Origin of the sequence: Pseudomonas sp. TH15 (assembly GCF_016651105.1) — a bacterium.
Taxonomy (GTDB): Bacteria; Pseudomonadota; Gammaproteobacteria; order Pseudomonadales; family Pseudomonadaceae; genus Aquipseudomonas.
Genome location: NZ_JAEKEL010000001.1, coordinates 4,218,198 through 4,244,355, shown reverse-complemented (window position 1 = coordinate 4,244,355; position 26,158 = coordinate 4,218,198). Strand labels below are relative to the sequence as shown.

Genomic DNA, 26,158 nt, shown 5'->3' with positions numbered 1-26,158 from the left:
AAGGTCAACGTCTATGGCTTTGCCAGATCAAATCGATGAAATTTTCGCGTTGGTAGATTGCATCGGTATGCAGTTGGTCGACTTGGCGCCGTTGGTGGATAACCAGCAATCGGACAGTCGCGAAAGCTATCAACTGATCAAGGACTCGGGTCTTTTAGGCTTGCTGATCCCTCGCGAGGCTGGGGGCGCAGGTCTGAATTATCTGCAATACAGCCAGGTTCTGGCGCGACTTGCCCAGTATGACGCGGCGACGGCGCTGGGCTTCAACATGCACAACGTGGCGCTTGGCTCGTTGTGCGAGTCGGCGGGGAAAACGCTGTCAGTGGCAGCGGATGCCTTCCGCGCCTGGGTGTTCGACGAGGTGATCGCGCACAACAAGATGTTCGCCTCGGCGACGTCGGAGCTGGGCAGTGGCGCGCGCTTGCGAGGTATCCAGACCCATTATCGGGCGCATGCCGGCGGCTTTCTGCTCAACGGCAGCAAGTCGTTCGTGTCGTTGGCGGGCGCTGCGGACTACATCGTCGTCACGGCAAAACCTGAAGGCAACGACAGCGACAGCGAGATCAGCCACTTCGTGGTCGGACGCCACGACGAAGGTGTGCAGTGCGGTCAGGTGTGGGACGGGTTTGCCATGAACGGCACCCAGACCGCCAGCATGACGTTCGAGAATGTGCTGCTCAGCCGCCAGCGTTTGTTTCTGGCCGTCGAAGGGATGTCTTTATTCAAACTGGTACGTGAGCCCCACTGGATGATTGCCGGCTATACCGGCGTCTATCTTGGGATCGCCACTGCGTTGCTGCAACACATCACCGAAGGCGTGCGCGCCACGCCTTCCCAGCGCGAATCCAGCGCAATCCATCAGGAGGTCGGCAGGCTGTCAGCTGAGCTGCTCGCCGGACGCGCGCTGCTCAATCATGCAGGCACACTGATTGTGGAACGGCGTGGAACGATCGAGGCGAATGCCGCTGTGCATGCGGCCAAATACTTCATTGGTGAACTGGCGCCGAAGATGGCCATGGCGGCGGTGAAGATCTGTGGTGCGAGCACCTTGAATCGCAGTCGGCCACTGGAACGATTGCTGCGCGAATCGTTTTTTGCAGCGTCATGCCAGCCAAACCGATGGATTGTCTGGAGTACTTGGGCAAAGCCCAGTTGGGGGTCAATCTGTTCGATACACGACAGATTGACTGGTAACGGTTCATGGGGATTTCGCACCGATTCAACCGCGCCGTCTGGCTCAGCACTTATCTGTTGTTAGTGGTGATGATGGTGGGCACGTTGCCGACGCCTCTGTATCCGCTCTACGCCAGGCAATTGGACTTGTCGCCGTTCTGGGTGACGTTGGTCTTTGCGTCCTACGCACTGGCGATACTGTTCAAGCTGCTGATATTTGGCCGACTGTCCGATCTGCTTGGCCGACGCGTGGTGCTCGGGATCGGGATCGGATTGACGCTGGCGAGCCTGCTGAGCTTTTTGCTCTGGCCCACGTTAGTCGGCTTGTTCGTTGGTCGCCTGTTATCGGGGATGGCCGTCGGGTTGATGGTGGGCGCCACCACTGCCTATCTGGCCGAATTGCTGGGGAATCGGTCACTCGCGGCGCTGATCGCCAGCTTGAGCAACATGGGCGGGCTCGGCTTGGGCGCATTATTGTCTGGCTGGGTGGCAGAGCAGGCGGCGCAACCGCTCCACGCCAGTTATGCCGTATTGCTGTTGATGCTGTTGCCCGCGGTGCTGTTGCCTTGGATGCCGGAAACGGTGATCCATGGCGGTACGCGTCCGCCGCTGCGGTGGCAGCGCCTGCGGATACCGAGCGAGATGCGGCAGGCCTTTATGGCCGTGGCGATGTCGGTGCTGTGCGGCTTCAGCTTTCTCGGTCTGTTCGCCGCGCTGGCTGGTCGTTTCCTGGCGGTCGGGTTGCATCAGAGCGGCATTCTGTTGAGCGGCAGCATTGTATTCCTGGCGTTTTGCAGTGCTGCCATCGGCCAGTTGTTGGTGTTGCGCATGGCGCCCCGGCGGGTTGTCCCAGTGGGTGTATTGTTGCTGCCCGTGGCGTTGGCCAGTGTCTGGCTGGCCTTTGAATTTACCTCCCTGACGTTATTTCTCGGTGGCGCGGTACTGGGCGGGATGGGCGCGGGCATGGTGCTGCGTGGCGGGTTGGGCCTGGTGACGATGTTGTCGCCTGCCGATCGCATGGCGGAAGTCAGTTCGGCGTTTTTCGTCGCGGCCTATCTGGGGTTGATTGTGCCTGTGGTCGGGGTGGGCCTGCTGTTGTCCGTATGGGAGATGTCTTCAACCATCGGCTTGTTCGGCGGGTTAGTGACGCTGATGGCCATTTTCAGTAGCCGTGCGGTGCTGGCACTGGGTTCAGCGCCGGAGCCGGATTTGGCAATTGCAGTAGAGCGTGAATGATGGCGACGATCTCGCTAAGTGGTGGTGACATTGATTATTTGCTGATCGGCGGTGATGCCGATCGTCCTCCGCTAGTGCTGCTGCATGAGGGCCTCGGATGCATTGCGATGTGGCGACGTGTGCCGTATCGACTGGCAGCCATGACCGGGCGTCGAGTGCTCGCTTACAGCCGTTTCGGCTATGGCCATTCGTCTCGCGCAGCGTTGCCACGCCGATCAGACTATATGCATGTGGAGGCACAGCAGGTATTGCCGGAACTGTTGGCGAAACTGCAGTTACGCAACCCACTGCTGGTGGGGCACAGCGATGGCGCCTCCATCGCGTTACTCCACGCGAGCAGATTTCCTGTTGCCGGGCTGGTGCTGTTTGCGCCGCATGTGTTCGTCGAGTCGATCACATTGAGCGGCATTGCCGCCGCACGAAATTCGTTCCTGGAAGGGAGCCTGGAGCGACAACTGGCGCTGTTTCATCCCGACCCCAAAGCCGTATTCGAGGGATGGAGCAGTGTCTGGGCTTCCGATGATTTTCTTGAGTGGAATATTGAGCATTGCCTGGCCGATATCGATTGCCCTGTCTTGGTGTTGCAGGGCGATCGGGACGAATACGGAACGCTGGCACAACTCGATTCCATTGAGCAAAAGATACCCGCAGTGGTCACCCGGCATTGCCTGATGGATTGCGGACACTCTCCGCATCTCGATCAGACGGAGCACACACTTGACCTGATCGTCGAATTCGTTGGCCAGATGACGGGCACCTCGCCCAGGGCCGAACTCGCGTCAGCGTCGCTTTAAAAGGTATTTCCTTCATCGCCATTGGCAAGGAGCTCACGCCATGAGTACTGCAGCAAGTGAAACCCGTCGGCTATCAGTGCCGGACATCAGAGCGTGCAAGGGCAAACGCAAGATCGTTTCGTTGACCGCGCACAATCGCTCGCTCGCTGAGATCGTTGACGAATTCGTCGACGTTATCCTGATGGGGGATTCGACTGCGATGGTTGCCTACGGGCAGCCCAACACACTGCACTTCAGCCTGGATCAGACGATTCAACACAGTCGTGCTGTCGTTCAGGCGACACGCCGAGCCTGCGTCGTGGCCGATCTGCCGTTCGCCTCCTACCAGGAATCACCGGTCCAAGCCTTCCGCAGTGCCGCACGGTTGATGCAGGAAGCCAATGTCGCCGCCGTCAAACTGGAAGGTAGCGCAGCCATGGCTCCCACTGTGCAGTTTCTGGTGGAGCGCGGTATTCCGGTGATGGCGCATATCGGCTTGATGCCTCAATTCGTCAACACCATGGGCGGATTCCGCGCTCAGGGCATGGACGAGTCATCGGCGAACGCTATCCGAGAAGCCGCCACGGCGATGGAGCAAGCCGGGGCCTTTTGCTTTGTGCTGGAAGGGCTGGCAGAGCCGCTCGCTCGCGAACTGACCGAAACGCTGAGTGTGCCGACGATTGGCATCGGCGCGTCGCCGGCGTGCGATGGCCAGGTTCTGGTGATCGAGGACATTCTGGGGCTTGGCGGTGATTTTGTGCCGCGCTTCGCTAAACGTTATGCCGACGTCCATGCGGTCATCCGCGATGCGGTTGGCCAGTTTTCAGCGGAGGTTCGCGATGGCAGCTTCCCTGAACTCTCGCACTGTTTTGGCGTTAAACGCTGAGATCGATAACGTTGGCAGCTCGCTGCATCAATAGCTGATGGCGGGCCACCGCGTTAACACGTTGCCAGTGGGGTGTGACAAGCGCCGCACTGGCTTTTTTACTTGTTCACGGCGCGCCTTTTGCCCTGCCGGCCAAAGGACACGCAGCGCTCAGCGCGTTTCACAGTGCGGCGCAGACTCGCCGCTCAACGCATCAACCATGGGCGGGTGATCCTGCACCGCCTGACGCAAGTCTTCGGTCACCCGCAGCTCCGCGCCGGTCGGCGAGAAGGTTGCCGCCGCTGCAAAAGGTGCGGGGTTGGCCGGGACAGGGCGCTTGCCGCGTCGCCACAGAAAGAACGTGACCATGCACAGATTGACCAGCGCAAATACCCAGAACAGACCGTTGGCGCCGAACGAATTCATGACCGGCGAGATCATCATCGGGCTGATCGCCGAGCCCAGCGAGTTGATCAGCAGCAAGCCCTGAATCATCGGCACCAACGCTTCCGCCGGGGCGCGGTCGGCAGCATGGCTGACGGCAACCGGGTACAGCGCGAAGACGCCGCCACCGAGCAGAAACAACATCGCGGCGAGCATTGTAGACGTCAACGGCAGCAGGACGATCACCAGCGATAAAACAGTGCACGCCACCGTCAGAAGGGTCAGCACCTGCAAGCGATCCTTGCGGTCGGACCAGCGCCCGACCGGATATTGCAGGAGCATCGCGCCGAGGATCGTCCAGGCCATCATGCTGCCGACTTCACCGACATTCAGACCGCTGCGCTGCAGGTACAGCGGCAGCAAAGTGTAAATCGCCGCGATGGTGACACCCGAGCCGAAACAGCCAACCAGCCCGGTCGGCGTGACGCCCAACAGTTGCCGTGGCTTGAGCGGCTCAACCTGATCAAGCAGTGGCGACACGCGCGGCAGGATCACAATCGGCAGCACCGACAACGAAGCGAGCATGCCGGCAACCATGAACGGCGCGCTGTCGCTCAACCCGGTGATTTTCCCCAGCGTGGCCTGACCCAATACACCGGCGCCGTACAGGACGATCATGTACAGCGCGAGCAAGCGCCCGCGAATCTTCGCGTCGCCTGCCAGCAGCAACCAGCTTTCGATCACCAGAAAGACCCCCACCGTGGCCCAGCCGTTGATCAGGCGCAGGGCAAACCAGCCCCAGGTGTCATAGAACAATCCCTGCAACAGGATGGTCACCGCGATCAGCGAGGCAAAGCTGCCGTAGGCGCGGATATGCCCGATGCGCAGAATCAAACGGTCGTTGAACACCGCACCCAGCGTCAGACCAATGAAATAGGCCGATGACACGATGCCGATCATCGTGGTTGATGCACCGGCGGCGTCGAGGCGAAGGGTGGTCAGCGAAGAAAGAAAACCGTTGCCCAGCGCAACAATGAACAGCCCGAGCAGGGGCGCCAGCGCCATGGCCAGCAAACGCGGAGACATAAAAACCTCTAGAGATCGAACAGCGGAACGTGCGCCTCTGCGCATGCGATTGCCAGGCCGAATTGTTTGTATTGTGCAAGTGCCTGCCGATCGGGCAGGGCGGCTGTGTCGGACACACGTGGGGAGGCGTGGCCAGCCATTCAAGTACGCGCTTTTGTGTCAGTGGTGCCTTCAGCCTCAGGCTTCTACCGCTGCAAGAGCGGGCGGAATTCTAAGGCTTGTGGGGGATTTGCCAATAGCTGTCTGCTGCGACGTCGGGACGCAGGCAGGCCAGAGTTCAGGATAAGACAGCAACTCATCGTTGGCGCTGCAAAAGACAAGGCGTCGGATTACCCGTCCCACTGAATGCGAGCTGCCAATGACTGGTCATTCTTGCGATTCCCTACGGCCTCGATATGCCCGGCACATCCATATTGATCTTGCGCCAGAACGCTTCAGAGAAACTGTAAACCGAGAAGGCAATCAGCCCCGCAGCCATCACCATCAACATCAGCCATCCCGCTGGCAGGTTCTGCAGGGCGTCGAGGGCTTCCTTCATGCCCGGCGGATCCATGGCTTTATACGCGGAGCCGCTAACGGCCAGCAGCAAGGCAATTTCGATAAACACCACGCCACGGGCGATCAGACCGAACCGAGACACTGGGCGGACGTACTGCATGACGTCTTCGTCGGCCTCGAAATATTGCTCGAATGACGCTTTCCAGCCTTTGATGATGTGCGCAATTCCCACGCCCAGCGGAATCAGCGCGATCAGGTACACCAGTAAATTCGAGTATTCCCAGGATAAAAGATGCGCCAGCCAGTCCTTGGTTTGGCCACCGGAATTCCCCGAGCTTTTAATGCCGCTGATCAGCAGGCCCAATGCAAAGAATGCCAGAGCACCGTTGACCAAACCGCCTGCGAACAGGCCTGCGCGAATCACCAAGCCTTTGAGATTTTTGCCGTGATGGTCGACATCGTGGGTCGCTTGCAGGAAACGCCACGCGGCAAAAGCCAGCAGACCTGCCACCACAAGCCCCACCAGAAAATAACCGAATGGCTGCGCCAGCAACGCTTCGAGGCTCCTGTGGCTGTCCTTGGGTTTTGTCGAGTCATGCGCTGCCAGCAGTGCGAAGATACCGATGATCAGATAAAGCATCCCTCGAGCGGCATAGCCTCCCCGAGCGAGTATGACAAGGCTGCGTTGCGCGGACATTGGATCGATTCCCGAGAGTGATTCAAGAGCAGACCCCTCTCACTGGGAGGGGTTCTACTGCCAAAGGGGAAAACTGTCGGGGCACATCCCTTTGAACTAATCATCCGACGCGCGCCCCTAATGTCGTGCTGCCAGCCACGCGGTTAGGGCTGTCGGATTTCCCCACTCACACACGCAGGTTTGATGAATCATGAAGAGCGAACAAGTAGAAGGTGTAGCAGAGAAGCTGGCCGGCAAGGCGCAGAGCGCAGTCGGTAGACTGATCGGTGATTCGACACTGGAAGCAGAGGGCGCTGGACGCCAGGCTGCTGGCCAACTGACCAAAACCTACGGCGATACACTCGACAGCGTCTCGACATTCGTTAAAGAGAAACCCGTCGCCGCACTCGCGATTGGCGCGGGTTTGCTGCTGTTGGTCAATCGTCTGCTGCGTCGCTGAGCCAGGAAGTAGGGCGTACCCAACCAGGCCCACGGTATCGTTATCGTCCCTCACACTCCCCGGAGTCTAATACCGGGAAGTCGTGAGGGAAGCTGACCGCTTTAGGCGCAACGGCTTACAGGGTCCGGCCAATGGCTTGCTCATAGGCAGCAAGGAAATGCTGCCACTGCGATTGATCCCAGTAAGAATGCCGTCTGAGTTGAGGGATGTCGTGACGCGCCGCCCCTATTGCAGTAACGCGACCGCGAGACTTCTCCAGGTCTAGCAGCGCCAGTTCGAAATCGAACTGCTCGCCAGTCATCGACGCCTTGATAAATATGTGTTTGGAACGCATGCAACCGTGCTGCCATTTGCCCGAGTGCATCCGCGCCAGCATTTGCGCCAGACGCTCTAAAAGTTGCTGGTGCTGCTCTGTCGTCAACAGGCTCGCGGCACCCTGGCCATACCAGGTATCCAGATCAATAAAGCCGCCGAGATCTTCGGTCACCAGGACACCTTGCCAAACGCCTTGGACTTTTCTCGCGCCATAAAACACAGGCTTTGGAGCCTTCACCCCCAGCTTCTCGAGCCTGGACAGTGCGATGCCTTCACGCAGAGCGGTGGGGCGGCCAGTGGGGTAACGGAGACTGCGAAACAGATGGCCGGTTTGACGCTTCACGAAGAACGTCCTGTCATCTTTCACAATCAGCTGGACACCACTGGTGCCGCTGCGGCGCACATTCGGCGGTTCGACCCACTCCCCGGACGTATCCCACCAGAATTCAAACTCACTGCGTGCACGGCCCATTATCCGCTCCATTTATTGTAGAAATTTTTAGTTGCGACTTTTGCATTATCGTCGCGATCGCAGCTCTGTCCATGGGCGGAAGTTATTAGTTCCCTGAATTTCGCGAACTTTGGCGCCAAGTCGCAACTTTTACGCTTCGTTTGTTTAGACAGTTGCGCCGCTAAAAATCAGTGGGAGTGGCAGGTATCGCTCCCGTCACAAAAAGGGCCGTACGCGCAAGATCATCCTTAACGGGGTTGCGGCCGCCGGAACGCTGGTGTTATCGGGCACCATTCATTGCTCTGACTGGCAACGATTACATCCGGTGATGTTCCAGCAAAAAGTCCACGAACAGGCGCACCCGCGCCGGCATTGCCGCGCCGCCAACGAACACCGCATGAATCGGTTCCTGATCCCCGGGATTCCAGGCCTCCAGCAGCGCAATCAACTCGCCGCGCTGCAGATCCTCGCGCACGCTGAATTCACCGATACGGGCAATGCCCGCGCCTACTCGAGCGAGCTGTGCCAGCGCCTCGCCACTGCTGCATTCGATGTTGCCGCTGACCTTCAGGGAAAACTCTTTTCCATCGCCGATAAACGGCCAGTTGGACTCGGCACGCCGAAAGTTGAAGCGCAGGCAGTTGTGCTGTAGCAGGTCTTGCGGCTCCTGAGGGATGCCGTGGCGCTGGAGATACTCGGGCGACGCCACCACGACCTGGCCGGTGTAGCCGATCCGGCGCGCGGTCAGCGGGCTGTCGGGCAGATGGCCAAAACGCACCGCGACGTCGGCCTGCCCGCCGAGAATGTCGACCACTTCGTCGCCGAGGGTGAGGTCGACGACGATGTTCGGGTAACGGGCGCTGAACGCTGCGACTAGGGGCACGATGGCGAGCCGCCCATGACCGAGGGCGGCACTGATCCGTAATCGCCCCTTGGGTACGCCTTGGTCGGCGATGGCTTCTTCGACTTCATCCATGTCGGCGAGGATACGTCGGGCGCCGCGCAGGAACGCTTCGCCCTCGGCCGTGAAGGTGATCGCACGGGTGGTGCGCAACAGCAGGCGGGTGCCAAGACGTTGTTCGGTACGCGCGATGATCCGACTGACTGCCGAGGGAGTCAAGCTCAATGCCCGCGCGGCGGCCGACAGGCTGCCTTCCTGCGCCACGGTGATGAACACGCTCATTTCACCTGACCTGCCGTTGAAATCCACTTGTGCCTCCCAAGCAAAGGTGATTGCCAAAAATGCTGTCTACCGCCCTGAAGGATTGGATCGTAGCATCAGCGGCATAGATGAGGAGCCTTCCATGCGTATCAATCCACCACTTGTCGCACTCGCCATCGGTGCTTTTGGCATCGGCGTAACAGAATTTGCCCCCATGGGCATGTTGCCGAATATCGCCGCCGATCTGGGCGTTTCAATTCCCGCCGCCGGTTTGCTGGTCAGTGCTTATGCGCTGGGCGTATTGCTTGGCGCGCCGCTGATGACCTTGACCACCGGGAGAATTCCCCGGCGCTATCTGCTGATCGGGCTTATGGCGATTTTCACCCTGGGTAATCTGATGTCAGCCTTGGCCACTGATTACTACAGCCTCATGGTCGCCAGGGTGGTGACCTCACTGAACCATGGCGCATTTTTTGGCGTTGGCTCGATTGTCGCCGCCAGCGTGGTCGCCCCGCAGAAACGTGCCGGGGCGGTTGCTGCAATGTTCATGGGCCTGACGTTGGCGACCATCGGCGGTGTGCCGTTGGCCGCCTGGTTTGGCGAATTGTACGGCTGGCGCACCGCTTTCTGGGGCATTACCGGCCTGGGCGTGATGACCATGGCCGCGCTGTGGTTCGCCCTGCCCAATGTGCGAGCGCCGCAAAGCGTCGGGGTGATGGCGGAGATTCGGGTATTGGCGCGCGGCCCGGTGCTGGGCGCGTTGGCGCTCACCGTCGTCGGTTCGAGTGCGATGTTTACCGTCTTCACTTACATCGCGCCGATTCTCAGCAACGAGACCCATGCGTCAACCGCCTACATCACCGCGATGCTGGTGCTCTACGGTGTCGGGTTGACGCTGGGCAACATGTGGGGCGGCAAAGCCGCAGACCACTCGATAGATCGCACCCTGATCATCTCGCTGAGCGTGCTGATTCTCGTCTTGCTGGCGTTCACCCTACTGATGCGTTGGCCGCTGCCGGCTGCCGTCGCCATCCTGATCTGGGGTATTGCCAGCTTTGCCCTGGTGCCACCGCTACAAATGCGCGTCATGGAAGCGGCCAAGGACGCGCCCAATCTAGCCTCGGCAGTGAACATCGGCGCCTTCAATTTCGGCAATGCGATTGGTGCGGCGCTGGGCGGTGCGGTGATCAATAGCGGGCTGGGTTATCCGGCAATTTCCCTGGCCGGTGCGGCAATGGCGGGCCTGGGATTGCTGATGGTGCTGGTGTTTGCCTGGCGCTCCAGAACCAGAACGATTGAAGCGGCAGTGGTGTAACAAACTCCCGGTGTACAGTTTCAAGCTATCAATTCCGTTGTCCTCCCTGACAACAGGACTCAGGCTGAAACAGCCAGGCTGGCGTAGCTGCAAGAGCCTCTGATCAAGGCCCGCGCAGCCAAGGCCATTGCTGATCAACACATGCTTGAATGCCGCGCATCCTCGGATGCGCGGCAGGCTACTGTTCCGATTCTCACGAATCCATCGCCAGACGAACCTCGCTTTTACAACGCAAATGTAGTCCCACGAGTATTCACAAACAGCGAATAGATCGAGTGACTGCTGGCCATGAACAGCCGATTCCCTTCGCGTCCCCCAAAGCACAGGTTCGGGCAACGCTCTGGCAGCGAAATGTGCCCGATGGCCTTGCCCTGAAGATTGAAAACGCGCACGCCGTCGAGTTTTTCCAGGTCGGCCTTGGGATCACCGTTGCCGCCCCAGCCGCACCACAGGTTGCCCGCTTCGTCGCATTTGATGCCGTCGATCGCGGCATACTCCAGCCCTTCGATGTGCTTGCGGCGTTCACCCAACGTGCCGTCGTCCTTCACTGCAATCGCCCAGATCAGGCGATTGGGTTTGGCGCGACCTTCAACCACGTACAGGGTTTTTTCATCGGGAGAAAAGCACAGGCCATTGGGGCCGTTGAGGTCGTCGATGACCCGGGTGACTTTTTGCTCTCGCCGTCGATGCGGTACACGGCGTGGGGTTGGGTCGGGGTGATTTTGTGGCCTTCATAATTGTTGCCGGTCTGGAAGGGCGGGTCGGTGAACCAGATCGATCCGTCACTTTTGCAGACGATGTCATTGGGCGAGTTGAAGGGTTTGCCGTCATAGCTGTCGGCCAGCACGGTGATCGTGCCATTGGCTTCGGTGCGCGTGATGCGCCGGCCTTCGCTGGTGGTGGTCGAGCCTTCGCAGACGATCAGGCGACCTTGGCGATCCCGGCACATGCCGTTGGAAAAGTTGGAGTGTTCGCGGTACACGCTGAAGGTGTCGGTGATTTCGTCCCAGCGCATGATGCGATTATTGGGGATGTCGCTGACCAACAAATAGCGGCCATCGCCGACCCAAACCGGTCCTTCGGCCCAGCGCATGCCGGTGGCAAGTTTTTCAACACTGGCGTTGAAAATACGCAGTTCGAGGAAGCTGTCGTCGAGGATCTGAATCAGTGGATCAGGGTAGCGCTGACTCAAGGGTTCGGCGGCCTCGGAGATGCGGCTCAGTGCGGCGCTGCCGACGGTGGCGAGCGTGGCAGAAACAGCGAGGGACTTTTTCAGGAAGCTGCGGCGGGTATTGCCTTGCGCTCGGTCAAGGCTTTCAGGCTTGGCGGACAGGGATGAGTCCATGTAGCGATCTCCGTGGTTTTATTATTTTTTGGAGACGTAGTAATACCTCGTGGTAGGACATCGTACAAGTCATTCGTTGCGCACGAGTCTTGGTTCGCCCATAGAAGTGAAGGCCGCTGAACATCTCCTGGTTGATCTGATATGTGAGGCGAGGTCAGGGACTCTTTCGCGCTGCATAATCTGTTGCTGCAGCGATCCACCACTGCTTGTATCCTTGTTCAAGACGAGGACAAACGGCTGCAGCTATTGCCTTGGCTTAATAGTCGCTGTAACGGAAAACCGGACTTTCTATAAGGTAGTAACGTGAAGCGTGATACCCACCTGGTGGTGCTTTTGCTGTTGGTTATCGGTTGTTCCCTGGCGTCACTGACTGTCTGGAAAGTGTTGAGCTCTCGAGATCGAGCACTGGAGGAAGTGAATGTCCATGGCTTGAACCTTACCCAGGCGCTTGCTACTTACTCTGAAGGTATTGTCCGCCAAAGCTCGCTGCTTCTGCTCGGACTCGTCGAACGCTTGGAAGCCGAAGGTATTGGCCCTGCGCAGATCCAGCGCCTGAGTATGCTGGTCAACCGACAGGAGCCGCTGATGCCACAGCTCAGTGGCATCACCATCTACGATAATCAGGGCCGCTGGTTGATGTCTTCCAATCGGCCGATTCCCGCCGGGGCGAACAGCATTGATCGTGCCTATTTCATTCATCATCGCGACGATCCATCCCGTGAGACCTTTATCGGTCCACCAATCCAAAGCCGCTCTAATCAGGAGTGGGTGATCACCGTCAGCCGGCGCTTCAATGATCCTCACGGCGAGTTTGCCGGGGTGGTGGCGGTCACCTTGGGGATCGAAAACTTCCTACGGCTGTTTGGAAAGATCGACGTAGGACAGGAAGGAGCCATCGGATTGTCCTATACCGATGGTACTTTGCTGGTTCGCTATCCCTTCCGCGAGCAGGACATGGGGCGCAACTTTTTGAAGTCGCCGATCTATGCAAAGTATCTTGTAGATCGATCAGTCGGCACTGCGTCGTTTACCTCCAGCCTGGACGGTGTGGAGCGCCTCTACGCCTTCCGAAAGAGTGACCGACTGCCGCTGATTACGACCGTTGCACTTGGCAAGCGCGAGGCCCTCGCTGCGTGGCGAATGGAGGCACTGCTGTCGGCGGTGGTGGTGACGGGGCTGCTGGGGCTTACCGGTCTCATCGGTTGGTTTTTGATCCTGGATATTCGCCGGCGAACCGAGGTAGAGGGCCAGTTACGAGGGACTCAGCAGCAATTGCTCTCATCGAATCGGCAGCTTGAGTTGCTCGCGATGAAGGATGCCCTGACCGGTTTGGCAAATCGGCGCTGCTTCGATGAGAGCCTCGCCATGGAAGCACGGCGCGCACAACGTGACGGCACGTCGTTGGCATTGCTGATGATTGATATCGACTACTTCAAGCTGTTTAACGACTCACTCGGGCATGTGGCTGGAGACGCATGCCTACAGACGGTTGGCAGAATATTCGAGGAGTGTGTACGGCGACCGTCGGATCTGGTGGCACGTTATGGCGGAGAAGAGATGGGCGTGATCATGCCTGACACCGACAGTGACGGTGCAACGGTAGTGGCGCAACTTATCCTCGACCGCTTGGAACAAGAGAACATTACGCACAAATCCAGCCCGTTCGGACGTGTCAGTGTAAGCATCGGGTGTGCTACAGCCACGGGGTCGGAACTGGATCATTTGCAGGGATTGATCGAGGCGGCAGATCAGGCGCTGTATCGCGCCAAGGCGTTGGGACGTAACCAGTTTGCGCGTGACGGCCAATCGACGACGTTGACGGTATGACGACCAATCCTGCAATTGTCGGGGGTGCGGTAAAGGGCTGAAACAGGGCCGAGCGGGTCGACCCTGTCCCGAACGGTCAGATCACGAAAAACCCGTGCGTTCCGTCACGGCCCAACTGTGCCACCAGCCCATATTCCCAATCCAGATAGCCCTGCATGGCTTCGCGCGGATTGTCGGTGCCTTCATACGGTCGGCGATAGCGGTCGATACGCGGTGACGCCAAATGCTGCGGGCTTGCTTGCACCGGGAGTCCAGCTTCGATCCAGGCGCTCGTACCGCCGCGCAACACCACCACCGGGCGCTGGGTCAGTGCCTGCAACTGCGGCACAACCCAACGGGCGAGCAGGCTGCTGCCACAGGTCAAGACATAACGCTGGGCCGGCGGAATGTTCGCCAGCGCTGCCTGCAACTGACTGCGCAACACCCACCACGCGCCGGGGATGTGCCGTTGTACGTAAAGGGCACTGGCGGTGAAATCCAGCACCTCCGTGCCCGGCTCTTTCAGCCAGTCCGCCAGCGTCTGCGGGCTGATTTCTTCGGCTGCGGGGGCGGTCGGCAGGGGGCTGCCATGGGCCTTGTTCACTGAAGTCGCTCGGGTTCAAGTCATCCAGTACGGACACTTGCCAACCCATCTGTGCCAGCCAGGACGCACTCATGTTCGCCCGCACATTATCGTCATCCACCAGCACCAGGCGCGCACCACGAACGCTGGCGAAATGATCGGTTTCCTGGACCAGTTGTCCGCCGGGTGTGGAGCGCGAGCCCGGCAAGTGGCCGGCAGCAAATTCTTCCGGCGTGCGCACATCGAACAAATACGTAGTGCGGGCCGGGTCGGCTTGCCAGCGTCGCCACTCGGCCAGGCCGATGCGGCTCACGTTGGCGCGTTTGGCGACCGCGCGGGCGGCTTCGATGGCGAGGTTTTTGTTGTGAGCGCTGACGGGTTTGAAGCGCCGGTCCTGGCCATGCTCCAGGGTCTGGCCGGCGAGGGTCCAGCCGATGGTGCCATTGCGCAGGGCGGACACGGGGTTGGGAATCCCGGCGTTGACCAGTGACTGGGCGCCGATGATGCTGCGGGTGCGTCCGGCGCAATTGACGATGACCTGCGTTTGCGGGTCCGGAGCCAACTCGCGCACCCGTAACACCAGTTCGGCGCCAGGTACGCTGATGCCACCGGGGATACTCATGGTCTGGTATTCGTCAAAACGTCGGGCATCCAGCACCACCACGTCAGCCTTGGCATCGAGCAGCGCCTGCACTTCTTCCGCTGCCAGGGACGGGGTGTGGCGTTCGGCATCCACCAGTTCACCGAAGGATTTACTGGGCACATTGACGTCCTTGAACAGCTCGCCACCGGCATCGCGCCAGCCTTGCAGGCCGCCCTCAAGCAGCGCCACATCGGTGTAGCCCAGCGTTTGCAAGCGTTCAACGGCGATGGCGGCCAAGCCTTCGCCATCGTCATACACGGTTACCCGGGTGTCTTTGCGCGGCACCCGTGCCAGCACTTCCAGTTCGAGTTTGGACAGCGAGATGTTGGCCGCAAACAGCGGATGAGCTTCGGCAAACGGCGCCTCTTCACGCACGTCCAGCAATGCAAGTTCCTCGCGTGCCAGCAGAGCTTTACGGATATCGACGTAACGGCGGATAGCGAAATCGGTCATTGCGGGAGCTCCTTCGACAAATCCCAGAGGTTTGGTAACAGGCTGTTGGAATAGCCGGAGATGAAAGGTTTTTCAGTGCCGTCCAGGCCATACACTGCGCGCCTCACCGCGCCGATGTTGGCGCCATACACGTGCACACTGATCGACACCTGATCGATGTAGGCATTGGCCACCTGGTGAATGTCACCCACTGTTGGCGACACCGCTTCGAACTGGCCCGGATCCAAGCGCAGCGCTGCTCCGGCCGCTGCCAATGCGCCATCGGGTTGCCGGGCGAAACCCTGGGAATATTCCGCGCCACGCAACATGCCGATCAGGCCCCAGACCCGATGATCATGGATCGGCGTGCGTTGCCCCGGCCCCCAGACAAAACTGACGACGCTGAAACGCTGCCGTGAATCAGCATGCAACAGGTATTGCTGATAGCGCTCCGGGTCGGGGCGGGCGAAGTCTTCCGGCAGCCAGTCATCGACGCTGACCAGTTGCTGCAGCAAACGGCCGCCCTGTTCAAGGATCGCTGCTTCACCGGGCTGTTCGTCGAGCAGCGTGGCCAGTTGTTCGATGAACTGTCGCAAGCGCGTCAGGTTCGGTGGCGCAGATGGTTTGGACACAAGGTTCTGGGGCATGAGCTCCCTCCGTGGAAACTGAAATAAACGCGAACTACACGGGCGAGCTAAAAGGTATTATTCTTTATGCACATTTTTCCAGTCATTTATTATGCGAAAAAAGAATGAAGATAGATGATCTGAACGCGTTCGTGGCAGTGATCCGCTGCCAAACCATCAGCCAGGCTGCTGATTCCTTGCAGTTGACCCAGCCGGCGATCACCCGGCGGGTGCAGAACTTCGAGGAAGCCTTGGGCGTCGAGTTGCTCGACCGCAACACCAAACCGCTGAAACCGACCAGCATGGGCCTTCGGGTTTACGGGCAGTGCCTGGAAGTGCTGCGCACCATTGATGCCCTCAGCGAATTGGTGGCCAGCGACGGCCCGCCCAGTGGTGCGTTACGCATCGGCGTCCCGCAGACCATCGGCGATGTGGTGTTGCTGGATGCCCTGAGCCAATTGAAAGCCCTCTACCCGCAATTACAGACGTCGGTGGCCACAGGCTGGGGAAGCCATTTGCTGGGCAAGGTCGAGAACGGCGAACTGGACGTGGTCGCGGCGCTGTTTCCCGCCGGTAAGGTGTTTCCGGAGGGGGTGGTCGGGCGTTCGCTGGCCAGCATGAGCCTGGTGGTGGTCGCCGCCAAAGGCGAGGTACGCAAACGCAACTGCAAACTCGCCGATTGCTACCAGCGCGGCTGGGTGCTCAACCCTGACGGCTGTGGTTTCCGCGCCGGCCTGCAAAGGGCCTTGAGCGCGCAGGGGTTGTCGTTGCAAATCAACCTGGAAACGTTCGGCACCGAATTGCAGTTGGGGTTGATCGCCAATGGCCTGGGCTATGGTCTGGTGCCGTTGCCGTTGCTGGAAAACAGCAGCCATCGCGACAAACTTGAAATTGTCCCGGTCTCGGACTTCAAACCGGTGATTGATTTGTGGCTGATCCATCCGCGTTTCCTCGGCAACCTGCAAGAACCGGTCAGCGTATTTGGCGAAATGGTCGCGGCTCGGGTGGGCAAGCACTGATCGGGCTGGTTGTTCCTTGCATATCGTTGATTTGAATAAATGCATTATTTGTATATTAGGTTAGAACTAAAACGAATTTCACGGGCAGTTTTTATGTAGTTAGCATGGGGTTCGACGCGCTTAATCAGGGAAGTTGAAATGTCTGCGCCCCCCTCGTTACACCGCTGGATCGCCTCAAGTCCATCGCCCAATGGCCCGCCGGGCGCGATCTGCTCGCGCGTTTGCTCAGCCCGTTGTTGCTGTTGCTGCTGTGGGAGCTGGCCTCGCGCACGGGACTGTTGCCACCGCGCATCATCGCTGCGCCCAGTGCGATTGGCGCCACGCTGTGGCAGATGCTCGGCAGCGGCGAGTTGGCCGGCCACTTGTGGATTTCCCTGCAACGCGCCCTCAGCGGCCTGGCGATCGGGGTTAGCGTCGGCACCGTCCTGGCGTTGGTGGCGGGGTTGTCGCGACGCGGCGAGATCGCCATCGACTCGCCGATGCAAATGCTCCGAACCTTGCCGTTCCTGGCCATCGTGCCGCTGTTCATTCTGTGGTTTGGCGTAGGCGAAACGCCGAAGATCGCCTTGATCGCCCTCGGCACTACCTTCCCGATTTACCTCACGCTGTTTTCCGGTATCCGCGGCCTCGATCCCAAGCTTGTCGAAGCCGCAACGATGCTCGGGCTCAAACGCTGGGAGCTGATCGTCCACGTGATCTTGCCCGGTGCCTTGCCGGCATTCTTTGTCGGTTTGCGCTACGCCTTCGGCATCAGTTGGCTGGGGCTGGTGGTGGTTGAGCAAATCAACGCCAGCGCTGGCATTGGTTACCTGGTCAACGATGCGCGGGACTTCATGCGTACAGACGTCATCGTCATCTGCCTGATCATTTACAGCGTACTGGGGCTGGGTATCGACGGCCTGGTGCGTTTGCTTGAACGGTTTGCGCTGGCCTGGCGCCCGACCTTTATCAGGAGCTGACCATGACTGTGCTGTTTGCCAAACCCTCATTGCCAGCCGTCGAGTGCCGACAGGTCACGCGCCGGTTTGCCAGCCAGGCGGTGCTCGATCACTTGGACCTGGAGATTGCGCCTGGCGAATTTGTTGCCCTGCTGGGCAGTAGCGGTTCGGGTAAAACCACTTTGTTGCGAGCGCTGGCCGGGCTCGACCGGATCGACGAAGGCCGGTTGCAGGTGCCCGAAGCCTTGGCGGCGGTGTTTCAGGAGCCGCGCTTGATGCCGTGGAAACGCGCTTGGCGCAACGTCTCTCTCGGGGTGCGTGGCGAAGGGGCGAAAGAGCGCGCATTGGCGGCGATGACTGAGGTCGGCCTGGAACATCGGCTCAATGCCTGGCCCGGCACTTTGTCCGGAGGCGAAGCGCAGCGCGTCGCGCTGGCCAGGGCACTGGTCCGTGAGCCGAAACTGTTGCTGCTGGACGAACCGTTCGCCGCCCTCGATGCCTTGACGCGCATCCGCATGCATCAACTGATTATTGCGTTGTGGCGAGTGCACACCCCGGCGGTGTTGCTGGTCACGCACGACGTTGACGAAGCGGTGCTGCTGGCAGATCGGGTGGTGGTGTTGGCCCACGGGCGCATCGCCGAACAGATCCAGATTCGCTTGCCGCGCCCGCGTCAGATCGCGACGCCGGCGTTCCATGATTTGCGTGCGCGCCTGCTGGAATTGCTCGGGGTCGACAGCGATCCCGACGTTGCCAGTGCCGCTGACGATTCCCAACCCTTGAGCAGGACCGGCAACCGATGAGCTTATCCACCGCGCAACCACGCGCCGAGCGTCAGGCTCGGCAACCTGATCTCGACGCCCCGGCATTCGCCGAACGGCTGGAAGCGCTCAGCGACGAATTCGCCGCGACGGCGGCTTATTACGACAAGCACAGCGAGTTCCCCCACGCCAATCTGCGGCGTTTGCATGAGCACGGTTTGCTGGCGTTGACGGTGCCGCGCCGGCTGGGTGGCAGCGAGGCGACCCTGGCCCAGGCGCGCCGGGTCGTCAGCGCAGTGGCTCGCGGCGAACCGTCCACCGCGTTGGTGCTGGTGATGCAATACCTGCAGCACACGCGCTTGCAAGGCAATCAGGCCTGGCCGCTGCACTTGCGCGAACGACTGGCACGCGAAGCAGTGGAAGAGGGCGCATTGATCAACGCGTTGCGGGTCGAGCCGGATCTCGGCACACCGGCCCGTGGCGGCCTGCCCAACACCATTGCGCGACGCGTGGACGGTGGCTGGTTGCTTAGCGGCCGGAAGATTTATTCCACCGGCATTCCCGGCCTGACCTGGCTGGCAGTCTGGGCGCGCAGTGACGACAGCGAGCCGCACGTGGGCACCTGGCTGGTGCATCGGGATACGCCGGGGATTCGCATCGAGGAAACCTGGGATCACTTGGGCATGCGCGCTACCGGCAGCCACGATGTGATTTTCGAAGACGTGTTCGTCGCCAGCGAATACGCCGTGGACATTCTGCCGGCCAACGTCCCGCGTCCCTCGGAACTGGACAGTACCGGCGTGTTGTGGCTGGCAGTGCTGCTTTCGTCGATCTACGACGGCGTAGCCCGCGCCGCCCGCGACTGGTTAGTGGGCTGGCTTGCCGAGCGCACGCCGGCCAATCTGGGGGCGCCGCTGTCGAGCCTGCCGCGGTTTCATGAACTGATCGGGCGCATCGACGCGCTACTGTTTGCCAACCGCGTGCTGCTGGATGCCGCGGCGCAAGGACGGGTCGATCCGAGCGAAGCCACACAGGTCAAATACCTGGTCACCAGCAACGCCATCAGCGCCGTCGAATTGGGGATCGAAGCCATCGGCAACCCGGGCCTGGCCCGTGGCAATCCGATCGAGCGGCATTACCGCGACGTGTTGTGCAGCCGGATTCACACGCCGCAGAACGACGCGATCCTCGCTGCCGTCGGCCGCGCCGCATTCGCTTTGCCCAGCCGGGGCGCCCAGGCATGACGCGCATCGCCAGTCAGTTGGACGCGGCGTTCAATCAACACCTGCGAGCGCAATTGCCCGATGTTGAAGTGCTTGAGTTAGCGCGGGGTTTGCCAGCGAATCTGCCGGCGGATGTTCAGGTATTGCTCGCCGCCCCACATGCCGACTTTCGGGATGCGTCGGCGCCGCCGCCCGGTTGGCCGTTTGGTTTGCGGCTGGTTCAACTGGTGACCAGCGGCCTCGATTATTTCCCTCGCTGGCTGTTCGACAGTTTGCCGGTGGCGAGTGCGCGGGGCACTACTGCAGAGACGATGGCCGAGTTTGCCCTGGCCGCGATTTTCACCGCCGCCAAGCAACTGCCGGACGTCTGGATCAACGACGCGGCGCACTGGCAGCAGCGGCCACTGGCTTCAGTGTCCGGCAGCACGCTGGGGCTGTTCGGTTTCGGCAGTATTGCCCAGGCCTTGGCGCCGAAAGCGCAGGCACTGGGGATGCACGTGCTCGCGCTGCGTCACTCCGCGCAACCCTTTGAAGTGCCCGGCGTGCGCGCAGTGGCGGACATTCATGAGTTGTTTGGCCGTGCCGATCATGTGCTGCTGGCGGCACCGGTCACGCCCGCGACACAGCACATCGTCAGCGAAGCGGTGCTGGCGTCAGCCCGGCCGGGGCTGCATCTGATCAACCTTGCGCGCGGGGCGCTGATCGATCAGCAGGCGTTGTTGCGCGCCCTCGATGCCGGGCAAGTTGGCCTGGCGAGTCTGGATGTCAGCGACCCGGAACCGCTGCCGGCGGGGCACCCGTTTTACCGTCATCGACGCATCCATTTATCACCGCACACCTCGGCCAATTCGCCGCAGGTGTACCTCAACATTGCCCGCTTGCTGGCGCGCAACATTGAACGCCAGCGCAAAGGGCTGCCATTGGAAAACCCGGTGGAGATCAGCCGTGGATATTGAAAGGAGTCAGCCATGAGCACAGCCAACGCAATTCATCGGCCGGGGGTGTACGACTTGCCGCGCGACGGCCACACCGTGTTTCGCTGGGAGCACCCGCCGCAGCGAGAGAGCGTTGAGCAGGAAAGGTTGCAGCGCAAACAGAGCCTCGCAATCGCGTTCCGGGTGTTTGCCCTGCAAGGGTTTGATATGGGCGGCGCCGGGCACATCACGGTGCGCGACCCTGGGCGACCGGATCACTTTTGGGTCAACCCGGTGGGCGTGTATTTCGGTCATTTGCGGGTGTCGGATTTGTTGCTGGTCAACCCTAACGGTGAAATCCTCGAAGGCGAGGGCGCGTTGAACCTGGCCGCGTTCGCCATCCATGCCGCGCTGCATGAAGCCCGCCCGCAGGTGATCGCCGCGGCGCATGCACATTCGTTGTACGGCAAGGCCTGGTCGAGTCTGGGACGCTTGCTGGACCCGCTGACCCAGGACGCCTGTGCCTTTTATGAAAAGCACGCACTGTTCGACAATTTTTCCGGGGTGGTGCTGGACACCAGCGAGGGCGCGCGCATTGCCCAGACCCTTGGCGAACACAACGCGTTGATCCTGCAAAATCATGGCCTGCTAACCGTTGGCCAAACCGTCGAAGCGGCCGTCTGGCGTTTTATCGCGATGGACAACGCCGCACGCACGCAACTGCTCGCCGAAGCGGCGGGTTCACCACGGCTTATCCCGCATGACGTTGCACGACACACGGCCAGGCAGGTCGGTACTGAATTTGGCGGCTGGTTCAGCTTCCAGCCGTTTCGCGAACGGATTTTGCGCGCAGAACCGGATGTTCTGACTTAAGGAGTTGCACCATGCACCGTCGACGTTTTCTCGAACTTTCGGCGCTGGCCGGCCTCGGCGCATTCAGCGTCGGCCTGCCACGCTTCGGCCTGGCCGCCAACGACTTGCGTGGGGTCACGCTGAACGTGGCGACCTACAAAGGCGCGGCTCCGACATTCTTCGCCGAAGCGGGAATCGAGCCTGCGCCTTACACCGTCAAATACGCCGAGTTCACGGGCGGCAACCTGAGTTTCGAGGCCTTGGTCAGCGGCACTCTGGACATCTCGCCAATGAGTGAGATACCGCCGATATTCGGGATCAAGAATCACGCGCCGGTGAAGCTCATTGCGGTGTTGACCGGTGACGTCAACAACCAGGCGTTCATCGTGCCCAAAGGCTCTGACGTGCAGTCGATCGCGCAACTCAAGGGCAAGCGAATCGGCTACATCCGCTCGACCAGTTCACACTATTTTTTGCTTAAAGCGCTGAAGGAGCAGGGCCTGACGTTCAATGACATCGTGCCCATGGCGCTGACACCGCAAGACGGTTTTGCCGCGTTTCAGAACGGCGCGCTGGATGCCTGGGTCAGTTTTGGCTACTTCATTCAGCTCGCCGAGCAACGCACCGGCGCCCGTGTCTTGAAAACCGGTCAGGGCTATCTGTCCGGCAATTACGTGATCGCCGCCAATCAGAACAGCATTGCCGACCCGCTCAAACATCAGGCGATTACCGATTACATCCTGCGCGAGTACCGTGCCTGGCAATGGATTGCGGCGCATCCCGAAGAGTGGGCAACCAAGAGTGCGAAGATCCTTGGCATGCCACGGGAAGTGTTCCTGGCCCAGTACCGTGCCCAGAGTGGCCCGCGTCTGCTGCAACCGGTGGATGATGCGGCGGTGAAATCCCAGCAGGATGTCGCCGATCTGTTTTTCGAGGCCGGGGTGTTGCCGCAGCAGCTCGACGTATCCGGTTTGTGGGACCGCAGTTTTCACTGGAGCTGACCCCGCATTTCCATATCCGACACTTGCCAGGGAGGGCATGCATGCTCACTTCTTTTGCGCGCTGCTGTGCAGTGCTGTTGTGCCTGATCAGCGCTTTCACCGACGCCGGGGAAACCGTCACGCAACTTCACCAGCGCCTCACCGTCCTCGACAGCCACCTCGACACTCCGATGCAACTGGCGCGTCCGGATTGGGACATCACCCAGCGGCACAGCTTCGACACCGACCTGTCCCAAGTGGACTTGCCGCGCATGAAGGAGGGCGGGCTGGACGGTGGCTTCTGGGCGATATTCACCCCGCAGGGCCCGCTTACCGCCGAAGGCCGGACACTGGCCAGCGAACATGGCCTGGCGGTGATCACGCGCATTCGCGACATGGTTGCGGCGCATCCCAAGGATTTTGCCTTGGCGTTGCGCGCCGAAGACGTACCGGCCATCGTCGCGCGCCAGCAGCGGGTGGTGTTTATCAGCATGGAAAACGCCGAGCCGCTGGCGGCTGATCCGCAACGATTGCAGACTTATTACCGACTGGGGTTGCGCATGCTCGGACTGGTGCATGCGGCCAACAACGATTTCGCCGATTCAGCCACCGCGTTGCCGCAATGGCACGGCTTGAGCCCGGCCGGTCGAGCGCTGGTGGCGGAGGCCAACCGGCGGGGGATTTTGCTCGACGTCTCGCACGCCTCGGATCAGGTGTTCGATCAAGTGCTGGAGCTGTCCAGTGCCCCGATCATTGCTTCGCACAGCAGCAGTCGGGCGATCACGGCGCACCCACGCAACCTCGACGACCAGCGCTTGCGCCGGTTGGCGGCGAAGGGCGGCGTGGTGCAGGTCAACAGCTTTCCCAGTGATTTGATCAACCGCGAGCCCAACCCCGAGCGCGACAAGGCGCTGGGCCCGCTGTACCGCGAGTTTCGCCTGGCGGCGAGTCTCAGCCCGGCCGAGGTGGCGGACCTGGCAGCGCGTATCCACGAGGTCGAAAACCGCTACCCGCAGCCGCAAGCGAACCTGGATGATTTCATCAGGCACCTGCTGCATATCCTGCAAGTCGTCGGCGCGGATCACGTCGGGATCGGTGCCGACTGGGACGGTGGCGGCGGGGTGCAAGGCTTGAGTGATGTGTCGCAGTTGCCACGGATTACCGAGCGCTTGCTGGCGGCGGGTTACACCGAAAGTGATGTGGCGAAGATCTGGGGCGGAAATTTGCTGCGGGTGCTGAGCGAGGCGCAGCGCGCACATTGATCGGCTTGGATCGACTGACGATGTGACTATGCAATCGCCGCAGAATCACCTCTGGTGAATATGATACAAATTAATATTTGCATATGCTTAAAATGTATTTCTCTTATTAAAGAGCGCCCCCTAGGATGGCTTCGCATAGACCCAAGTGACTGAACAAGTCTCTGGGCTATAACCGAATGCACTATCTATCCGCCAGGCAGGGAGCGCTTGAATGCCGTTGACCAGAAGACAATTGATCGCCCGCGTGGCTGCCGTCGGCGGCCTTCAGGCGGCCTCTGCGGTGATGGGCATGCTCGGTGTGACCGACACGGCGCAGGCCGCTGCGGAGAACTATGCCGCGTTGCCCACCGCCCGTGTGGGGCACGGTGTCAGCGTGGTGGTGATCGGTGCCGGCATCGGTGGTCTGGTCAGCGCCTATGAACTGCAAAAGGCCGGTTTCAACGTCACGCTGCTGGAGGCCCGAGATCGGGTCGGCGGGCGCAACTGGACGGTACGCGGGGGTGATCGTGTCGAGTACACCGACGGCAGCGTGCAGGTCGCGGACTTCGACAACGGCTTCTACCTCAACGCCGGCCCCGGCCGTCTGCCTAGCCATCATCAGTTGATGCTCGGCTATTGCCGCGAGCTTGGGGTGGAGCTGGAAGTGTTGGTCAACACCAGCCGCAACGCACTGGTGCGGCCCGACCTGAATCAACCGGCGATCCAGATTCGCCAGGCCGTGAACGACAGCCGTGGGCACTTCTCCGAGCTGCTGGCAAAAGCGGTCAATCGCCACGCGCTGGATCAGGAACTCAGCCTCGAAGACCGCAGCAACCTGCTGAGTTTCCTCAAGACCTGGGGCGACCTCTCGGACAAACTCGAGTACGTCGGTTCTGCTCGCTCCGGGTACAAGGTATGGCCGGGCGCCGGAGACCAACTCGCACAGAAAAAAGACCCGCTGCCATTGCAGACGTTGCTCAACCCGGCGTTGACCACCGCGTTGATGATTGATGAGTACCCGGAATTTTCGCCGACCATGTTTCAGCCGGTGGGTGGTATGGACCGCATTCCCAAGGCATTCGCGCGGCACCTGAAAGCAGCGCTGCGCCTGAACGCCGAAGTGCGCTCGATCACTAATCACGCGGATTTCGTCGAGGTCGCTTATCTGGACCGACGCAGTGGCCACGAACAGAAAATCCGCGCTGATTACCTGATCAGCGCATTGCCGCTGCCACTGCTGGCGAAGATCGACAGCAACCTCGCTGCACCGGTCCGCCAAGCCATCGCCACCGTGCAATTCGGCTACGCCAACAAAGTCGCCTGGCAGTCGCGGCGCTTCTGGGAAAGCGACTATCAGATTTACGGCGGTCTATCGTTTATCAATCAGGAAGCGTCGGGCCTGTGGTACCCCAGCGGGGGTTTCAACCAAGCGCAAGGGGTGTTGGTGGCGGCTTACAACAATGGCGAAACGGCACGAAAGTTCGGCGAAAAAAGCCTTGATCAGCAGATCGCGATTTCCCGTCAGGCCGTTGAATTGCTGCACCCCGGCCACGGCCATGAACTGCGCAAACCCCTGGCCATTGCCTGGGCGAAAATTCCGTACAACCTCGGTCCGTGGATCAATCACGAGGTGGCCGAACCCGATTACAGCTTGCTCAACCAGCCACAGGGTCGGGTGTACCTGACCAGTGACGGCCTGGCGCACAGCGGCGTGGGGATCTGGCAGGAAGCGGCGGCCGGCGCGGCGCGGCGTGTGGTGCGCAATCTTTTCGAGCGGGCGCAAAGCTCGCCTATCAAGCAAACGGCCTGAAAAAGCCGCGCTTTCATTCAAACAGCCACACACGATTTGCCAGGTAGCGGACCTCCGAGGCTGGCATTAAATAACCTTGGAGTGTCTTTGCATGTCTTTGAAAAAAACCTTGTTGGGGATGGGGATCCTCTTTGCGGCCAGCAACACCTTGGCCGCTTCGATTTCGCGGGTGCCGTCGACGTACCCTAACTCGCCGATTCTGCAATCGGTGACTCTCGCTGCGAATACCGAAGTCACGTATCTCTCGGGCCTGCTGCCCGATCCGGTCGATCCCAAAGCCCCGAAAGATCAGGTGCGTGCCGTCGGCAATACCGAAGCGCAGACCCGCGTGGTGCTGCGCAAGGTCGAGAGCATTCTGGCGAGCCAGGGTTTGAAACTGGCCGACGTGGTGCAACTGCGGATCTATCTGGTGGGCGACCCGGCGTTGGGCGGCAAGCTGGATTTCGACGGGCTGCAAGTGGCCTTCCGCGAGTTTTTCGGTACCGAACAACAACCTTTGAAACCCGCGCGAACCACCGTGCAAGTGGCCGGGCTGGTATTGCCAGGTGCCCTGATCGAAGTCGAAACCGTTGCCGCCAGGTCGCACTGAGC

The 26,158-nt window shown here is 60.4% G+C and carries 22 protein-coding genes and 2 pseudogenes; 17 read left to right on the top strand and 7 right to left on the bottom strand.

Annotation, left to right across the window (positions count from 1 at the left end):
* Positions 1 to 94 precede the first annotated feature (94 nt).
* Genes JFT87_RS18930 through panB form a run of 4 tightly spaced genes read left to right on the top strand, consistent with a single transcriptional unit; the run spans position 95 to position 4,068 of the window.
* Positions 95 to 1,258 (top strand): acyl-CoA dehydrogenase family protein, encoded by a 1,164-nt coding sequence (locus JFT87_RS18930; RefSeq protein ID WP_201203675.1) that lies wholly within the window; start codon positions 95 to 97, stop codon positions 1,256 to 1,258.
* Positions 1,201 to 2,409: an MFS transporter gene (locus tag JFT87_RS18925; RefSeq protein ID WP_201203674.1), complete on the top strand. Its 1,209-nt coding sequence runs from the start codon at positions 1,201 to 1,203 to the stop codon at positions 2,407 to 2,409. The genes JFT87_RS18930 and JFT87_RS18925 overlap by 58 nt, the downstream gene beginning before the upstream one ends.
* Positions 2,406 to 3,203, top strand: coding sequence for an alpha/beta fold hydrolase (locus JFT87_RS18920; protein ID WP_201203673.1), 798 nt, complete (start codon positions 2,406 to 2,408; stop codon positions 3,201 to 3,203). The genes JFT87_RS18925 and JFT87_RS18920 overlap by 4 nt, the downstream gene beginning before the upstream one ends.
* Before the next feature lie 40 nt (positions 3,204 to 3,243).
* On the top strand, positions 3,244 to 4,068 hold the full coding sequence (gene panB / locus JFT87_RS18915) for a 3-methyl-2-oxobutanoate hydroxymethyltransferase (RefSeq protein ID WP_201203671.1): 825 nt from the start codon (positions 3,244 to 3,246) through the stop codon (positions 4,066 to 4,068).
* 150 nt (positions 4,069 to 4,218) lie between these two features.
* Here panB and JFT87_RS18910 read toward each other — a convergent pair whose 3' ends face one another.
* Together JFT87_RS18910 and JFT87_RS18905 are read right to left on the bottom strand one after the other, a co-directional pair.
* Entirely contained in the window at positions 4,219 to 5,562 is a 1,344-nt protein-coding gene (locus tag JFT87_RS18910; protein WP_342367182.1) for an MFS transporter, read from the bottom strand.
* Positions 5,563 to 5,899: 337 nt separating this feature from the next.
* Positions 5,900 to 6,712: a DUF1206 domain-containing protein gene (locus JFT87_RS18905; protein WP_201203669.1), complete on the bottom strand. Its 813-nt coding sequence runs from the start codon at positions 6,710 to 6,712 to the stop codon at positions 5,900 to 5,902.
* Between the two features lie 190 nt (positions 6,713 to 6,902).
* On the opposite strand from JFT87_RS18905, the gene JFT87_RS18900 reads away from it, so the two are divergent.
* Positions 6,903 to 7,151: a CsbD family protein gene (locus JFT87_RS18900; protein ID WP_201203668.1), complete on the top strand. Its 249-nt coding sequence runs from the start codon at positions 6,903 to 6,905 to the stop codon at positions 7,149 to 7,151.
* Positions 7,152 to 7,266: 115 nt separating this feature from the next.
* Here JFT87_RS18900 and JFT87_RS18895 read toward each other — a convergent pair whose 3' ends face one another.
* Both JFT87_RS18895 and JFT87_RS18890 read right to left on the bottom strand, forming a co-directional pair.
* On the bottom strand, positions 7,267 to 7,938 hold the full coding sequence (locus tag JFT87_RS18895; protein ID WP_201203667.1) for a lipopolysaccharide kinase InaA family protein: 672 nt from the start codon (positions 7,936 to 7,938) through the stop codon (positions 7,267 to 7,269).
* Between the two features lie 295 nt (positions 7,939 to 8,233).
* Positions 8,234 to 9,127 carry a LysR substrate-binding domain-containing protein gene (locus JFT87_RS18890; RefSeq protein WP_201203666.1) on the bottom strand — a complete coding sequence of 298 codons (894 nt, stop codon included), beginning with the start codon at positions 9,125 to 9,127 and terminating at the stop codon, positions 8,234 to 8,236.
* Positions 9,128 to 9,221: 94 nt separating this feature from the next.
* Here JFT87_RS18890 and JFT87_RS18885 point away from each other — a divergent pair, with 94 nt between their 5' ends.
* Complete coding sequence (locus JFT87_RS18885) at positions 9,222 to 10,394, top strand: MFS transporter (protein WP_201203665.1); 1,173 nt, start codon at positions 9,222 to 9,224, stop codon at positions 10,392 to 10,394.
* A 224-nt stretch (positions 10,395 to 10,618) separates the two neighbouring features.
* On the opposite strand, the pseudogene JFT87_RS18880 reads toward JFT87_RS18885, so the two are convergent.
* Positions 10,619 to 11,739: pseudogene (locus tag JFT87_RS18880) on the bottom strand (SMP-30/gluconolactonase/LRE family protein).
* 303 nt (positions 11,740 to 12,042) lie between these two features.
* On the opposite strand from JFT87_RS18880, the gene JFT87_RS18875 reads away from it, so the two are divergent.
* On the top strand, positions 12,043 to 13,566 hold the full coding sequence (locus JFT87_RS18875; protein WP_201203664.1) for a diguanylate cyclase: 1,524 nt from the start codon (positions 12,043 to 12,045) through the stop codon (positions 13,564 to 13,566).
* A 76-nt stretch (positions 13,567 to 13,642) separates the two neighbouring features.
* On the opposite strand, the pseudogene JFT87_RS18870 reads toward JFT87_RS18875, so the two are convergent.
* A pseudogene (locus tag JFT87_RS18870) lies at positions 13,643 to 15,224 on the bottom strand (rhodanese-related sulfurtransferase).
* Positions 15,221 to 15,850: a cysteine dioxygenase family protein gene (locus JFT87_RS18865; RefSeq protein ID WP_201203662.1), complete on the bottom strand. Its 630-nt coding sequence runs from the start codon at positions 15,848 to 15,850 to the stop codon at positions 15,221 to 15,223. Before JFT87_RS18865 ends, JFT87_RS18870 begins: the two are co-directional and overlap by 4 nt.
* 104 nt (positions 15,851 to 15,954) lie before the next feature.
* On the opposite strand from JFT87_RS18865, the gene JFT87_RS18860 reads away from it, so the two are divergent.
* The 10 genes from JFT87_RS18860 (at position 15,955) to JFT87_RS18815 (ending at position 26,156) form a co-directional block, all read left to right on the top strand.
* A complete protein-coding gene (locus tag JFT87_RS18860; protein WP_201203660.1) occupies positions 15,955 to 16,848 on the top strand; it encodes a LysR family transcriptional regulator in 894 nt (297 codons plus the stop codon).
* 164 nt (positions 16,849 to 17,012) lie between these two features.
* Entirely contained in the window at positions 17,013 to 17,807 is a 795-nt protein-coding gene (locus JFT87_RS18855; protein ID WP_242487327.1) for an ABC transporter permease, read from the top strand.
* 2 nt (positions 17,808 to 17,809) lie between these two features.
* Complete coding sequence (locus JFT87_RS18850; protein ID WP_201203658.1) at positions 17,810 to 18,589, top strand: ABC transporter ATP-binding protein; 780 nt, start codon at positions 17,810 to 17,812, stop codon at positions 18,587 to 18,589.
* Positions 18,586 to 19,791 carry an acyl-CoA dehydrogenase family protein gene (locus JFT87_RS18845; RefSeq protein ID WP_201203657.1) on the top strand — a complete coding sequence of 402 codons (1,206 nt, stop codon included), beginning with the start codon at positions 18,586 to 18,588 and terminating at the stop codon, positions 19,789 to 19,791. Before JFT87_RS18850 ends, JFT87_RS18845 begins: the two co-directional genes overlap by 4 nt.
* Positions 19,788 to 20,726, top strand: a complete 939-nt coding sequence (locus JFT87_RS18840) for a D-isomer specific 2-hydroxyacid dehydrogenase family protein (RefSeq protein ID WP_201203655.1) — start codon at positions 19,788 to 19,790, stop codon at positions 20,724 to 20,726. The genes JFT87_RS18845 and JFT87_RS18840 overlap by 4 nt, the downstream gene beginning before the upstream one ends.
* A 12-nt stretch (positions 20,727 to 20,738) precedes the next feature.
* Positions 20,739 to 21,557, top strand: coding sequence for a class II aldolase/adducin family protein (locus JFT87_RS18835; protein ID WP_201203653.1), 819 nt, complete (start codon positions 20,739 to 20,741; stop codon positions 21,555 to 21,557).
* Positions 21,558 to 21,568: 11 nt separating this feature from the next.
* Positions 21,569 to 22,537, top strand: a complete 969-nt coding sequence (locus tag JFT87_RS18830; RefSeq protein ID WP_201203652.1) for an ABC transporter substrate-binding protein — start codon at positions 21,569 to 21,571, stop codon at positions 22,535 to 22,537.
* A 41-nt stretch (positions 22,538 to 22,578) separates the two neighbouring features.
* Positions 22,579 to 23,778 carry a dipeptidase gene (locus JFT87_RS18825; RefSeq protein ID WP_201203651.1) on the top strand — a complete coding sequence of 400 codons (1,200 nt, stop codon included), beginning with the start codon at positions 22,579 to 22,581 and terminating at the stop codon, positions 23,776 to 23,778.
* 211 nt (positions 23,779 to 23,989) lie between these two features.
* On the top strand, positions 23,990 to 25,567 hold the full coding sequence (locus tag JFT87_RS18820) for a flavin monoamine oxidase family protein (RefSeq protein ID WP_201203650.1): 1,578 nt from the start codon (positions 23,990 to 23,992) through the stop codon (positions 25,565 to 25,567).
* A 91-nt stretch (positions 25,568 to 25,658) separates the two neighbouring features.
* On the top strand, positions 25,659 to 26,156 hold the full coding sequence (locus JFT87_RS18815) for a RidA family protein (RefSeq protein ID WP_201203649.1): 498 nt from the start codon (positions 25,659 to 25,661) through the stop codon (positions 26,154 to 26,156).
* Positions 26,157 to 26,158 lie beyond the last annotated feature (2 nt).